General features: G+C 60.9%; 12 protein-coding genes. 6 read left to right on the top strand and 6 right to left on the bottom strand.

The genetic code is table 11. From position 1 onward, the window contains the following. Positions 1-26: 26 nt before the first annotated feature. The 5 genes from R8871_RS01225 to R8871_RS01205 form a co-directional block, all read right to left on the bottom strand. Entirely contained in the window at positions 27-554 is a 528-nt protein-coding gene (locus R8871_RS01225) for a hypothetical protein (protein WP_246287295.1), read from the bottom strand. Between the two features lie 105 nt (positions 555-659). Next, on the bottom strand, positions 660-1,634 hold the full coding sequence (locus tag R8871_RS01220; RefSeq protein ID WP_175048679.1) for a hypothetical protein: 975 nt from the start codon (positions 1,632-1,634) through the stop codon (positions 660-662). Positions 1,635-1,636: 2 nt separating this feature from the next. After that, complete coding sequence (locus R8871_RS01215; protein WP_175048678.1) at positions 1,637-2,143, bottom strand: (2Fe-2S)-binding protein; 507 nt, start codon at positions 2,141-2,143, stop codon at positions 1,637-1,639. 11 nt (positions 2,144-2,154) lie between these two features. Further along, positions 2,155-4,926, bottom strand: a complete 2,772-nt coding sequence (locus R8871_RS01210; RefSeq protein ID WP_175048677.1) for a xanthine dehydrogenase family protein molybdopterin-binding subunit — start codon at positions 4,924-4,926, stop codon at positions 2,155-2,157. A 415-nt stretch (positions 4,927-5,341) separates the two neighbouring features. Next, a complete protein-coding gene (locus tag R8871_RS01205; protein ID WP_175048676.1) occupies positions 5,342-6,643 on the bottom strand; it encodes an MFS transporter in 1,302 nt (433 codons plus the stop codon). A 410-nt stretch (positions 6,644-7,053) separates the two neighbouring features. Here R8871_RS01205 and R8871_RS01200 point away from each other — a divergent pair, with 410 nt between their 5' ends. Then, positions 7,054-7,773, top strand: coding sequence for a response regulator transcription factor (locus R8871_RS01200; protein WP_175049927.1), 720 nt, complete (start codon positions 7,054-7,056; stop codon positions 7,771-7,773). An 89-nt stretch (positions 7,774-7,862) separates the two neighbouring features. On the opposite strand, the gene R8871_RS01195 is transcribed toward R8871_RS01200, so the two are convergent. Then, positions 7,863-8,768, bottom strand: coding sequence for a dihydrodipicolinate synthase family protein (locus tag R8871_RS01195; protein ID WP_175048675.1), 906 nt, complete (start codon positions 8,766-8,768; stop codon positions 7,863-7,865). A gap of 347 nt (positions 8,769-9,115) precedes the next feature. Here R8871_RS01195 and R8871_RS01190 point away from each other — a divergent pair, with 347 nt between their 5' ends. The 5 genes from R8871_RS01190 to R8871_RS01170 all read left to right on the top strand — a co-directional run bounded on the left by R8871_RS01190 (position 9,116) and on the right by R8871_RS01170 (position 13,662). Then, the gene (locus R8871_RS01190; protein WP_175048674.1) at positions 9,116-10,072 is read left to right on the top strand and encodes a 4-hydroxyproline epimerase; all 957 of its coding nucleotides are present in this window, start codon (positions 9,116-9,118) and stop codon (positions 10,070-10,072) included. Continuing rightward, positions 10,069-11,196: an NAD(P)/FAD-dependent oxidoreductase gene (locus R8871_RS01185; RefSeq protein ID WP_175049926.1), complete on the top strand. Its 1,128-nt coding sequence runs from the start codon at positions 10,069-10,071 to the stop codon at positions 11,194-11,196. The genes R8871_RS01190 and R8871_RS01185 overlap by 4 nt, the downstream gene beginning before the upstream one ends. Further along, the gene (locus R8871_RS01180; protein ID WP_175048673.1) at positions 11,189-11,473 is read left to right on the top strand and encodes a (2Fe-2S)-binding protein; all 285 of its coding nucleotides are present in this window, start codon (positions 11,189-11,191) and stop codon (positions 11,471-11,473) included. Before R8871_RS01185 ends, R8871_RS01180 begins: the two co-directional genes overlap by 8 nt. After that, entirely contained in the window at positions 11,473-12,753 is a 1,281-nt protein-coding gene (locus R8871_RS01175) for an FAD-dependent oxidoreductase (RefSeq protein WP_175048672.1), read from the top strand. Before R8871_RS01180 ends, R8871_RS01175 begins: the two co-directional genes overlap by 1 nt. A 141-nt stretch (positions 12,754-12,894) precedes the next feature. Beyond that, positions 12,895-13,662: an AraC family transcriptional regulator gene (locus R8871_RS01170; protein WP_054039102.1), complete on the top strand. Its 768-nt coding sequence runs from the start codon at positions 12,895-12,897 to the stop codon at positions 13,660-13,662.

Below are 13,662 nucleotides of genomic sequence, written 5' to 3'. Positions count from 1 at the left end.
TCCGTGTTGTACGGGAAATGTGGCGTTCATTGACGAGGCCAAAGGTAACAGTATTTCTGGCCACCCTCGAGGTTCGGCCCGTCGCTTCCATCGGATGTGATCTCCTTGATCCATCCGTTCGGGTCTGTTGAGGTCGGCGTGTCTCCGCAATTATTGTGAACCCAATGGATTCCCCCGTTGAACGGGATCCCGCAGACTGAGAGTTTGTCGCCTACCTCGATCGAATTTATCGGGGCGGGTACGGCCTTCGAATTGCTCTGATAACCCGAAGCGAAGACGTTGTCGATAGCGACGTCGTAATTGTTGCCATCCGAATCGCCCTTCAAGGTGAGATGCGTATGGGACAGCTCCACGCCTTTGCGGAATGAACCATGTTTGAACTTTGGGGGAGAGACGACCTGGCCGGTAAGCAATGATCCCCCGGCCGCCTGACAATCCTGTTCATCGTCGGCGCATGCAGCAGTCGACAATGATGTCAGCAGTAACCCCGCAGCGATCGACAACGACAACCGTCCGGGCCTGCGAAGACCACAATGAAGATTCGAAATTTCCATGACGTTACCTTTTTGCTTAACGAATTTAGTTTGTGACAGGCCACGTTCAGATTCGAATCTGCTTGTTGAACGTGAATGCCTTCGTCGCCCTGTTTGATCTCTGCGTCATTTTTTCGACGGAGATATCGGTGTAAAAGTGCAGTTTGGATTTTTGTGTGCCTTGTCCCGGCAACACGACAGCAACGCATCGACTGATTTGATGTTGGCCTCGTCCCACTGTGCGTGGCTCATGTTATTGGCCGTGGGCATCCAGTGGTTCAGCGGATAGCTGCTGGCGAGCTGGTTGTTGCCCGGCGCGGACAATCGTCCCGTCGAGAGCCCGATATAAGCTGCGCAACTTTGCTCGCTTCCGATTCGATGGCAACCGATACAGGCGTTCCCCGGCGTGCTGATCACATTGAGGCGATGCGACGAGAATACAGGACCGATGCTTGAATACTTTCCCCACGGATCGGTGGGTACCTTGTCCCAGACCTGTCCGATATATGGACTGAAGATAAACGGCCCTGCGTCGTGGCACGAGATACAGGTGGGTTGGACGGCGGCAATCCTGGCAGGCGTCGTCCAGAATTCGACCGCAGGGGTGTGTCCGGCCGGTGGCGATTTCTCGTTCGGTGGCGGCACTCTTGAGGCATCGATTCCATTCGTTCCCGCGCGCGACTGCGACAGAAACCAGCAGGTTTTGCCGTTGCCTGAGTGATGCTGCACGATGACAACTTCGTCATAGACAGGATCGCGGTCATCACGCAACTTGTTTCGACGGCAGTAGGCAGATATCTGCGTATTGCCTCGCGACAGGTTCAGTATTTTGGAGTAGGGCAGGCACTGTCCCTCTACTTCCGAGGTTGGGTGAAGTAGCGAGGGTCTGTCGCACCGCCTCGGAGCATCTCCACGCGCAGGTGGTTTTCCGTTGATCGTGATCGGGATGTTGGTTCCGTCGTTGCAGTTGAAGGGAGGAATTTCGCCGATCTCTTTCGCACATTGCTCACCGTATTCAAGCAACGTCTGCTCACGCTCGCTGGCCACAAGCGGTGAGGCGATGACGAGACATAGGGCGAACAATGCGGCGGAGATTTTCATCTTCAGGTCCCGCCATTCATTTGCGCTTGCGCGACCTTGCGAATTGCGTCCCGGTATTTGACGTAGCCGGTGCAACGGCAAAGGTTTCCGCCCACCCATGTATCAATGGTCGTTTCGAGTTGATCGGCACCAATGCGATACGCCTTCAGATGTTCGAGCATGGCGGTGGCCGCCATCAGAAACCCGGGCGTGCAGTAGCCGCATTGAAAGGCAAAAGACTCAAGAAAAGTCTGCTGCAACGGCGAAAACCTGTTGCCGTCCGCAAGACTCTCGACGGTGTAGATGTACTGATTCGCGACGACACTAACAGGTGTGGCGCACGCCAGGGTTTTTTCCATCAGGGCTTCCTGACGGCTGCGCATGCCTACGGTACACGCACGGCAAACACCGATGCCGCAACACACCTTTGTCCCCGTCAAATCCAGGCGCTCGTGAAGGAATTCAGCGAGGCTCATATCGGCATCGGCCGCAGGCACGGTGACCGACTGCCCGTTGACGTAGATCTTCACCTCAGCTTCGCTCACGTTAGTACCTCCCGGATCTTATCGGGCGTGACAGGGGTCTGCCTGAAACGGTGACCGGTCGCCATTGCCAGCGCATTGAGCAATGCCGGTGCTATGGGGCACATAACGGCTTCTCCGATCCCGCGTGCGCTGTGATGGTCCCTGCCAGCTGACGGGGGCAGTGTAATCAGCTCTTGCGTGGGGATGTCGGTCATGCGTGTTATCAGGTACTGGTCGAGGTTCCACTTGCCGTTTCCAGGGCCGAAGTCGCCCAGAGGGCACGACTCGCTCAACACGTTGCCGATCGCCATCGCAACCGCACCTTGTGATTGACCCTCGACAATCTCCGGGCATATCAGGAGGCCGGCGCTAAGTGTCGTTACGACATGCTCGACCTTGACGTGCCCACTGCCGGGGCTGACAGATACCGCGACGAGCGCGGCAGCAGGCGCAAAGTTTGTCCGGCCATATCCGACCGCATCATGGGGAGGTATCAAGTCCCCTCGAGGCAAGCACTTGAGATTGCGCACATCGGAGCCTACCGCCACAAAGTCACAGTCCATGTCTGCCGGCCCGGACTTGAAGGTGTATTTACTCTTCCAGAATCCGCCGGCATACGTGACGTGGACAGCAGCCACCGTAGGCAACTGCATGCGGTTGATTTTGTCCAATAACGCGGGCCAACTGAGGGCCGGGTGACCTGCCGTAGTTAGCCTTCCATTTATCCATTTGAGGTCTTGCTGCTGAAGGTGTGGTTTGTCCCAAAGTTCGCGTGCAGCTGGCAGCACGCTCTGCAACATCAATACCATTGCTGCGCGATCCACGGCCTGAAAGTGATGGAATGCACCGAGGCATGCACTGGAAGAGCCAAACGGGCCCGATATAGGATGGCTTCGGGTGTCGTCTTGCCACTTGCCTAGTACGGAGAAGTCGAAATCCGTGATTGAGCCAAACGCGTCGACCTCACTCATGACGATCTCCTGCGCGTTCTGGCCAAGATTTTCAGCTGGCGCGAGGCCCAACGTGGTTGCCGCGCCATTCCCCATGTCCGTGTAGTGTGTCAACACGCACAATCCTGCGTTCGGCTGGATCTGAACCATTGCAAATACTGCATCCTTCCCGGTTCCATACGCCTGATTCGACATGGCGAGCCCGACGCCATATCTCAGGCCTTGCTTGTGTCTTTCCGCGCGCGTCCTTTCTCTGTCGCGCCATAAGGGATGAGATTCAAGTCGCGCCAAAAGTTCGTCCAATTGCAGGTCGAACAGAATGGACGCGCCCGTAATCGTCTTCCCGCGACCTTTGACAAGCAGATTGCTACGGCGAAATTCGAATGGGCTTTTATGCAGGGATTGAGCTGCTTCATCCATCAGCGTTTCGATAGCCATGAAAGCTTGCGGGCCGCCAAAACCTCGTTGTGAGCCGCCGAATACTTCGGGTGTATACGTCACCGAGCCCTCCGCGATCGCGCGCGGAATGTCATAGCAACTCATCGCGCTCATCGAGGCGAGGTCGCCGACGGCGCCCGTGAGGTTCAGCTTGCCACCGCCATTGAGCGTGAACGCACTGTCCAGTGCCTGGAGCTTGCCGCTGCTGTCGAACCAGATTGATTCGACGAATTCGGTTTCGGAGCGTTTCAGGCCGACCTGAAACTGCTCATAACGTGATTGCTGCCAGCGCAATGCACCCTTCGCGAACGGCGCCGCCAATGCGAGGTAGAGCGGAAAATACGATTTGTCGCGCCCGCCGAATCCACCACCGGGAAAGCATCCGATGACGTGAACATGGCCTATGTGAATGTCGCTGCCGGAAAACAGTTTGACTGCGGATGTGCCGTCGTCGCGCGGCGATTGTGTGCCGAGAACCAGTTGCAGTAGTCCGGAGTCTGGCTGATACCAGGCAAGTCCTGCTTCCGGTTCCATGAAAACAGGATCGATTGCCGGCGTCTGAAAGGATCCGCTGATCTGATGCCAAACCTTGTTCCTGACCTTCTGCTTCGCCAATGCGCGGATATCAGTGGCAGCGGCCTCGCATTTGCTTCGGAATAGGGCGGTGGGGTTGCCATTGTTGTCCGCGTCCATGTGAATGTTCGATAACGACTTTTCATCGTCGCGGACGTAGAGTTTGGATTGTCCAAAGGCCGGTGGGTTCTTCTGCCGGGCTACCGTTTCGCCGTACAGAATAACGTCCTTGTTAAAGTCGAGCACCTTCTTCGCGTGGCGATATGTGTCGAAGTCTTCGAAAATCAGTAGTGCAGCGGGTTGACCGTAGCAATCGGCAGTGCCTCCTTTTTGCGCAAACAGGTAGATGTCTTTGCTCTTTCTCGGATCCGGTTCCGCTGCAAGAGCGATGCCATAGTCGTTCAATGTATTGTTGGATACCACCGCGATTGGGCGGAGATGCCGGGGCAGTACGCTTAGATCGAAGCCCTCGAATTTCCTGTCGATGCAATTGCATCTAAGGGCATATAGCCAGTTTTCCTTACCTGGCCATCCGTCGAAGTCACGCGCCTTGTAGTCGCGCGCGTAGATTTTGGATCCCGTTACTTTGCGAACGCCTTCGATTCTCCAGCGTGCCTTTCCTGGCTCGGGTGCCCAGACGGGTGCTCCATGGATGGGTTCTGGCGTCGCGTGGGATCCTGCTGCGAGATTCGGCGTTGACCGGTCTTCCGTGCGCGGCGCAGAACAACCAGACGTCAAGGCAGTAATGGAACTCACGGACACGGTGACGACGCCACTCCCCATGACCTTGAGGAAAGTCCGACGGGTAACAGGAACATCGCAAGCCATGTTGCGCCTCCACGTATGGTTATCGCGACCTTACGGGTGTGCTTACATGAATCGGACTTGCCCTCGATGGGAAGTTCTTCTACGTAATTAAAAACGATCTGTTTCTTGCCGCTTTAAAAACGGTCTGCGGGATTGCCGGTGTCCGGACTCGGAAAGGCCGCCCTTAGTCTATGAACTAGTATGCGCAATTTCAAGGACCCACGTGTGCTTACTCTTGTGTCGGGTCGAACGGATACTGGCAAGACGTGCGGGTTGATTCCGGCAGGCGGAGTCACTGTGCGAGCCAATCGAGACCTGAAGTCTGAGAGAGCGAAACAGTCGTGGATGAGGGTGCCGGGCATTGCCGGAAAGGCAGGGCATAAAGCCGATGGAAACAACGGCGCACAAAGTGGTGCGCCGTTGCAAAACAGCTCGATTAGCGCGTTTGCGGCGCGTCTTTGATGAACAGCGTGGTCAATGCTCCGACAATGCAGATCGCGCCGACATACAGCGGCGCGGCCATCGGGTTCGACTTCATCATCAGCGAAACGGCGATCGGCGTGAGGCCGCCGAACACCGCGTAGGCAACGTTATACGAGAACGAGATGCCCGAGAATCGCACGACCGGCGGAAACGCCTTCACCAGCACGAACGGAATCGCGCCGATCACGCCGACGAACAGGCCAGCCACCGCGTACAGCGGCACCAGCTCAGATGTATCGACGGCAAGCTGCTGGAACATTACGTAGTACGTCACGGCCAGCGCGAGGCCACCGATGAAAATCGTGCGTCCCGCGCCAATGCGGCCGGCGATCGAGCCTGCCATCACGCAGCCGATCGTCAGGCACAGCGTCGCCACGCAGTTCGCCAGCAACGCAGTGGCCGGCGCGATATGAAACTGCTTTTGCAGCAACGTGGGCGTCATCAGAATCACGACGACGATTGCAGCCGACAGCATCCACGTGAGCAGCATCGACACGATCACGGCGCGACCGTGGTCGCGCAACACGGCCTTGAGCGGCACTTCCGCGGCGATTGCCTTGCGTTGCTTGAGCTCAGCAAACACCGGCGTCTCATGCAGCCAGCGGCGCAGATAAACCGAGAACATGCCGAACACGCCACCTACCAGGAACGGGATGCGCCATGCGTAGGCGGAGATTTCCGCCGGTGCGAAGTTGCGGTTCACCGCCGAGGCGATCAGCGAGCCGAGCAGGATGCCTGCCGTGAGGCCGGCCGTCAGTGTGCCGCACGCATAGCCGATGTGCCGCTGCGGTACGTGCTCGGAGACGAACACCCATGCGCCCGGTACTTCGCCGCCGACCGCAGCACCCTGCATTACGCGGAACAGCAGCAGCAATACCGGCGCCATCACGCCGATGCTCGAGTAGGTAGGCAGTAGACCCATCATCAACGTCGGCACCGACATCAGCAGCACGCTCAACGTGAACATGCGCTTGCGGCCGAACAGGTCGCCGAAGTGCGCCATGATGATGCCGCCCAGCGGCCTCGCCAGATAGCCGGCCGCGAAGATGCCGAAGGTCTGTACCTGACGCAGCCAGTCCGGCATCGCGGCGGGGAAGAACAACTGGCCGATCGCCGGCGCAAAGAATACGAAGATGATGAAGTCGTAAAACTCCAGCGCCCCACCGAGCGCGGCGAGGCCGAGCGTCTTGTAGTCGCTTCGCCCAAGAGGGCGTGGGGTGACAGCCTGCGCTCCACCCAGATTTGTCGCTTGCATTGCTTGTGTCTTGTCTTGAGTTGGAAACCACACGTAGCGCGTGGAAAAACGGCGGTCGTCGGGCGAGAAGTGTGGCAAGCGCTGGGTAGAGCACGGGACACCGGCGCGCCGGCCAGGATAGGGCAAGCGCGATGACGACAGGGGCCAGGGCGGCGATTTTACAGGATGAAAGCCGGTCGCTTCGGGAAGTGCTTAATTAGATTGGGAAAAGTTCCAGGAAACGTGGTTTTTCGACGGCGGCCGGGGATGGCGGGGCGTGCGTGTCGTGAGAGCCGCAGCGGTCACGTGTAGGAATGCAGCACGCACGTGTCGGAAGGGGGCAATTGGCGCGCAAATTAAGAATGCTCCTATGGGATGGCTTGAGCGTCCCTCTGAGAATCGCGTCCGAGCTATCAGTTAAGAGTCATCCCATGCGTATTGCCATTCTTCAGCGTGACCCCGTCATGCGTCAGTCGATCGAAAAGGTTCTCATGAGCGCCGGCCATACCTGTATGGTCTACGACGACGGTCTGGCCATGTCGAAAGCGCTCGCCCGTTCCACCGTGGATCTGCTGGTGCTGGACTGGCAAGGCACCCGTCTGTCCGGCGCCGAAGTCCTGAGGTCGGTGCGCGCCGTTGGCGGCGACCGCCTGCCGGTCCTGTTTGCTTCGGCCGAGACCTCGGAGGACAGCGTGGTGCGCGCCTTTGCCAGCGGAGCAGACGACTATGTCGGGCTGCCGTTGCGTCCCGGCGAGTTCCGCGAGCGCGTTGCGGCCTTACTGCGCCGCGCCTATCCGGACCGTTTCAGCGCCGCGAGCTTCGATGTCGGCCCCTACCGTTTCGACACGCATCGTCAGCTCGTCATGCTGCGCGGTCAGCCGGTTCCGCTATCGGGAACGCAATACCGGCTGGCGTCGCTGTTCTTTTCCAATATTGGCCGCGTGATGTCGCGCGACCATATCTTCGCGATGGTGTGGGGCCGTGAGTTCCGCGAGTTCACCCGCACGATCGACAGTCACGTGTCGCGCCTGCGTTTGCTGCTCGAGATCGAGCCACAAAACGACTTCCGTCTGCAACCCGTTTACAAGAGCGGCTATCGGCTGCTGCATCTGAGGCAAGGTGAAGCGGTTGCGGAAAAACAGGCGGCCTGACAAACCGGTGCATCACCGGCCGCACCGCTCCGCACCGCTCCGCGACCGGGAGCGGCTGCCCGTCAACTTGCTGCAACCCGAACCGCAACTTAGACCTGCGGCAGCGTCGGCCGGATTTCAATCGCCCGGCGGATCAACGCTTCGACCTCCTTGCGTTCATCCCCGGCCAACGGCAGACGCGGCGGCCGCACCGGCTCCGTGCCGAGCCCGACGATCGTCTCGGCCAGCTTGATGTTCTGAACCAGCTTCGACGAAACGTCGAGCGCGAGCAGGGGCGCGAACCAGCGATAGATCGCGCGCGCTTCTTCAAGACGGCCCGCCTTCAGCAACTTGTAGATCACCACCGTTTCACGCGGAAACGCACACACGAGACCGGCTACCCAGCCATGCGCGCCCATCAGGATCGCTTCCATCGCGAGGTTGTCGACTCCGCACAGAATCGCGAAGCGGTCGCCGACCACGTTGATCAGATCGGTCACGCGCCGCACGTCGCCGCATGATTCCTTGATCGCGACGATCTTCTTTTCGTCGGCGATTTCCGCGAACATCTCGGGCGTCATGTCGACGCCATAGGCCAGCGGATTGTTATAGATCATCAGCGGCAGCGCGCTTGCATCGGCGACGCTGCGAAAGTGATGCAGCGTTTCGCGCCGGTCGGACAGATAGCGCAGCCCAGGCAGCACCATGAAACCGGCCGCGCCATGCCGGCTGCCGGCTTCGGCCTGGCGGCATGCGTCGAGCGTGCTGTTCTCGGCGATCGTCAGCAAAACGGGCACACGGCCGCGCGAGGCCTCAACGGCGATGTCGAGCACTTGCAGCTTCTCATCCAGCGAGAGCGTGGATGCTTCGCCAAGCGATCCGCACACGATGATGCCGTCCACACCCGCGTCGATCTGCGCCTCGATATTCTTGCCAGTCCATTCGCGATCTATGCTGAAATCCGCGTGAAACTTGGTGGTAACTGCGGGCAATACGCCTTCCCAGATATGCGCCACGACTGCTCTCCTGAGTGTGTTGAGTTCAAGCGCAGTGTAAGCAGGGAAAATGCCGCCGTCTTGCGTGATTCACGCGTAGCGGATGACGATTTCAGCATAGCGGTTGTGCCTATATGCCCGACAAGGTCAAGCGGACTGGCTATTTCAGCATAGGACGCAAAATACGTCGAAAGCATGCGGAACGGGCGTCAAGTGCGCTCCTCAACTCGCTTAATAGAGCTTGTTCAGGCGCGGCGCTCGCCTGATTTCAATAGTCGACGCGTGCGGGGACGGACAGATAAGATATGCCGAAATCGTCACAATCCACGATTATGCGCACCAAGACTTGGACGCCCGGCATTCCTACCATGTACATCATGAAAACCCTAGACATCATCGACTCGCACACCGGCGGTGAACCGACCCGCCTGGTGGTGTCGGGTGGCCCGGCGCTTGGCGGCGGCACGCTGGCGCAGCGTCTCGACGTGTTCCGCACGCATTTCGACGACTGGCGCGCGGGCGTCGTCACCGAACCGCGCGGCTCGGACGTGGTGGTCGGCGCGCTGCTATGCGAGCCGGACGACCCCGCGTGCGCGGCCGGCGTGATCTTTTTCAACAACGTGGGCTATCTCGGCATGTGCGGGCACGGCACGATCGGTCTCGTTGTCTCGCTCGCGCACATGGGGCGGATCGGGCCGGGGCTGCATCGGATCGAGACGCCGGTCGGCGTCGTCGAAGCGACACTCAACGAGGACGGCAGCGTGGCCGTGCGCAACGTGCCGGCATATCGCTACCGGCAAGGCGTGCAGGTCGACGTGCCAGGCTACGGCATGCTGACTGGCGATATCGGCTGGGGCGGCAACTGGTTCTTTCTCGTCGCCGACCATGGGCACACGCTGGAGGCGGCGCGTATCGCCGAGCTGACCAACTTCAGTACGGCAATCCGCGACGCGCTGATCGAGCAGCGCATCACCGGCGCGGAAGGCGCATTGATCGACCACATCGAACTTTTCGGACCCGGCTCGCGAGAGGGTATCGACAGCCGCAACTTCGTCCTTTGTCCCGGCAACGCGTATGACCGCTCGCCGTGTGGTACCGGCACAAGCGCGAAAATCGCCTGCCTCGCCGCCGACGGCAAGCTGGCCGAAGGTGCGGTGTGGCGGCAGGAGAGCATCATCGGCAGCGTGTTCGAGGCGAGCTATCGTCACGCCGGTGATGGCGTCTCGGTGATTCCGACCATCACCGGCCACGCGCACATCATGGCCGAAGGGCGTTTGTGTTTCGACGAGCGCGACCCGTTCGCATGGGGCATCCGCACGGCATGACAGCGGATGCGTTGATTGTCGGGGCCGGCATTGTCGGCGCGGCTTGCGCGGCGGAGCTGGCCGCGCTCGGCATGCGCGTTGAGGTGCTCGACGCACAGGGCATCGGCGGCGGCGCGACGGCGGCGGGCATGGGCCATATCGTCGTGATGAACGACTCGCCCGCGGAATTCGCGTTGAGCCGCTATTCGCGCGACTTGTGGCTGGCGCTCGCGCCGCAACTGCGCGCGCGCGATGCGTTTGCGCGCTGCGGTACTGTGTGGGTCGCCGCCGACGATGAGGAATGGCAAGCCGCCCGAACAATGCATGCAGCCTTCGAAGCGCAGGGCGTCTCCGCTCAGCTGCTCGACGCGGCTGCATTGCGTGCGTGTGAGCCGGCGCTGGCGGCATCGATGGCGGGTGGCTTGCGGGTCGAGCACGACAGCATCGTGTATGCGCCTACGGTTGCCGAGTGGCTGCTGACGCAATCGTCAGGAGTCAAGAAGATTCGCGTGCGGCCAGGTACGCGGGTTGCCGCAATCAGCGCGCGTGGCGTGACGCTGGCCGACGGCGAGCACATCAGCGCGGAGCACGTGATCGTGGCCAGCGGTCTGGGCGCGCAGCAACTGCTGCGCTCGCTGCCGTTGGAACCGAAGAAAGGTCATCTGCTGATCACCGATCGTTATCCCGGACTCATTCGCCATCAACTGCTCGAGCTGGGTTACATCAAGAGCGCGCATCATGCGGCCGGCACCTCGGTGGCATTCAATGCGCAGCCGCGGCCTACAGGCCAGTTGCTGATCGGCTCGTCGCGCCAGTTCGATACAACCGATCCCGCCGTCGACATGCCGGTGCTCGCGCAGATGCTGCAGCGCGCGGCACGCTATCTGCCGGTCCTGCCGACGCTCAATGGGATCCGTGCGTGGACCGGGTTTCGTGCGGCGTCGCCGGATGGTTTGCCGTTGATCGGTCCGGCCGGTGACTTTGCACCCGGTGTGTGGCTTGCGGTCGGACATGAGGGCCTTGGCGTGACGACCTCGCTGGCAACGGCAAAGTTGCTCGCTGCGCAGATCACTGGGAACACCGCACCGATTCCCGTCGAGCCGTACTTGCCGGTCCGTTTTGCGCAAAAGGTGACCCATGATTGACGCCGATGCAACACACCTTCACTTGACGATCGACGGTAGAAGCGTCGAGGTCGAAGCGGGCACGATCGTGGCTGCGGCGCTTGTCATGGCGGGTGCGGGCGGCACCAGGACGTCGGTCAGCGGCCAGCCGCGCGCAGCACTGTGCGGAATGGGCGTGTGCCAGGAGTGCCGCGTCACGATCGACGGCCGGGCGCATATGCTGGCATGCCAGACGCTTTGCCGCGAAGGGCAGGTGGTTTGCACTGCCACCCTCACCTGCACCACCACGGACAACTGATGAAGCAGCACTTCGACATCGTCGTGGTAGGCGCCGGTCCAGCCGGGTTGAGCGCCGCGCAGGCAGCGGCGCGCGAGGGCGCCACGGTCGCGGTGCTCGACGACAATCCGCGCGCCGGCGGTCAAATCTGGCGGCAAGGTCCCGGCCATCCGCCGCAAGTGCCGCTACAAGGCCTTCTCGGCGCGTTGAGGACGCAAACGAATGTCACCCTTTTGCCGTCGACTCGCGTGATCGCGCCATTGAGTCAGCGAGGTTTGCTGCTCGAGTCGGCGGAGCAGGGTGGCGTGTCGATCAGCTACGATCGATTGATTCTCGCGATCGGCGCGCGCGAGCGGCTATTGCCATTCGCCGGCTGGACGTTGCCCGGCGTGACTGGTGCAGGTGCATTGCAGGCGCTTATCAAAGGTGGCATGCCGGTGCGCGGCGAACGGATCGTGATTGCAGGCAGCGGGCCCTTGCTGATCGCGGCGCTCGCCACTGCACGTGCGGCAGGGGCGCGCGTGCTGGCGGTCGTGGAGCAGACATCGGCGCTCCAGGTCGCCCGCTTCGGAGTCTCATTGTTGGGCGAGCCGGCGAAGTTACGGCAGGCCTTGACCATGACGCGCGGCTTCGCTGGCGTGCATTACTGGACCGGCAGCGTCGTCCGGCAAGCGCATGGCGATGGCCGTGTCGAGCGCGTGACGATCCGGCGCGGCCAGCAGGAGTCGACGCTCGACTGCGACCGTATCGCCTGCGGCTATGGACTCGTGCCGAACATCACGCTTGGCGCAGCGCTCGGCTGTGCGATCAGCGAAGCGGGCGAGATCGTCGTCGACGGTGAGCAGCAGACTTCGGTCGACGGCGTGCTGGCGGCAGGCGAATGCACGGGCGTCGGCGGCGCGGAGCTGGCGCAGGTGGAAGGTGAGATTGCTGGGCTGTGCGCAAGCGGTGTCTCGGCAAACTGCACCGCACTGCAAGCGCAACGGGCCCGATGGCGGCGTTTCGCAAGGCACGTCGAGACGGCCTTTGCCTTGCAGTCTGCCGCGCGCACGCCACCCGACGACGCCACGCTGCTTTGCCGTTGCGAAGACGTCAGCCTCGGCGAGGTGCGCGCCTATCCGGATTGGCGCGAGGCGAAACTGCATACCCGCTGCGGGATGGGCGCATGCCAGGGCCGGATCTGCGGCGCCGCGGCTTCGCTGTATTTAGGCTGGCAGGCTGCAGCGCCGCGCCCGCCGTTCAGTCCGGCGCAAATCGGCACGTTGATGGCAATCAGCGAGGAGCAATCGCCCGCCGAATGACACTGCCATCCATTCGTCCGCTGGATATTTTCAGTAGCGTGTGGCCCTATAATCGACCGCAAGTGCCAACCCGCGCAGTCGCGCGGGTGAACGCACTCAACGCACGCAACGCACAACCGCACCGACCTCGGAACCTGCACGATGAACACGCTGGCTCATCCGCTCGAACCGGACGACGCAACGCTGTCCGGCATGCTGTCGCATTTCACGCTACTCGAGCCCGTGTTCGATGCGATGCCGGACGTCGTGTTCTTCGTCAAGGACGCGCAGGCCCGCTATGCGCTGGTCAATCGCACGCTCGCTTCGCGCTGTGGCTTCAAGGAAAAGTCTGCGCTGCTCGGCAAGACCGCCGAGGACGTCTTCCCGCATCGTTTCGGCCGTATCTACACGGCCCAGGACAAAGCGATCATCAACGTCGGCAGCCAGATGATCGATCAGTTGGAACTGCACCTGTATCCTGGCCGGCAGCCGGGTTGGTGCCTGACCTGCAAGCAGCCGTTACGCGATCCGGCGGGTAAGGTGGTCGGCCTCGCCGGCATCTCCCGCGACCTGAAAGCGGACGAAAGCAGTCATCCCGCTTACAGCCGGCTGGCTGAAGTGGTGCAGTCCATTCAGGAAAACTACGTCCAGCCGCTGAATCTGAAACAGCTTGCTGCAATGGCGGATATGTCGGTGGCGCAACTGGAGCGCTACTTTCACAAAGTGTTTCATTTGACGCCGCGCCAGGTGCTGCTGAAAACGCGGCTGGACGCCGCCACCGCATTGCTGGTTTCACACGATAAAGTCACCGACGTCGCCGCACTCTGCGGCTACACCGACCACAGCGCTTTTACGCGTCAATTCAAGGCGACCGTCGGCGTCACGCCGACCGAGTACCGGATGCTGCTGCACGGAACCTCGCGAAGCTGA

This window comes from Paraburkholderia sediminicola, assembly GCF_902859805.1.
GTDB classification, from domain to species: Bacteria; Pseudomonadota; Gammaproteobacteria; order Burkholderiales; family Burkholderiaceae; genus Paraburkholderia; species Paraburkholderia sediminicola.
This window is presented reverse-complemented; position numbering and strand designations above follow the sequence as displayed.

What these genes read in the sequence shown, in the direction of transcription:
- R8871_RS01220 (WP_175048679.1), bottom strand. Translation starts at nt 1,634, where the DNA reads ATGAAAATCTCCGCCGCATTGTTCGCCCTATGTCTCGTCATCGCCTCA.
- R8871_RS01225 (WP_246287295.1), bottom strand. Translation starts at nt 554, where the DNA reads ATGGAAATTTCGAATCTTCATTGTGGTCTTCGCAGGCCCGGACGGTTG.
- R8871_RS01185 (WP_175049926.1), top strand. Translation starts at nt 10,069, where the DNA reads ATGACAGCGGATGCGTTGATTGTCGGGGCCGGCATTGTCGGCGCGGCT.
- R8871_RS01170 (WP_054039102.1), top strand. Translation starts at nt 12,895, where the DNA reads ATGAACACGCTGGCTCATCCGCTCGAACCGGACGACGCAACGCTGTCC.
- R8871_RS01200 (WP_175049927.1), top strand. Translation starts at nt 7,054, where the DNA reads ATGCGTATTGCCATTCTTCAGCGTGACCCCGTCATGCGTCAGTCGATC.
- R8871_RS01180 (WP_175048673.1), top strand. Translation starts at nt 11,189, where the DNA reads ATGATTGACGCCGATGCAACACACCTTCACTTGACGATCGACGGTAGA.
- R8871_RS01210 (WP_175048677.1), bottom strand. Translation starts at nt 4,926, where the DNA reads ATGGCTTGCGATGTTCCTGTTACCCGTCGGACTTTCCTCAAGGTCATG.
- R8871_RS01175 (WP_175048672.1), top strand. Translation starts at nt 11,473, where the DNA reads ATGAAGCAGCACTTCGACATCGTCGTGGTAGGCGCCGGTCCAGCCGGG.
- R8871_RS01205 (WP_175048676.1), bottom strand. Translation starts at nt 6,643, where the DNA reads ATGCAAGCGACAAATCTGGGTGGAGCGCAGGCTGTCACCCCACGCCCT.
- R8871_RS01190 (WP_175048674.1), top strand. Translation starts at nt 9,116, where the DNA reads ATGTACATCATGAAAACCCTAGACATCATCGACTCGCACACCGGCGGT.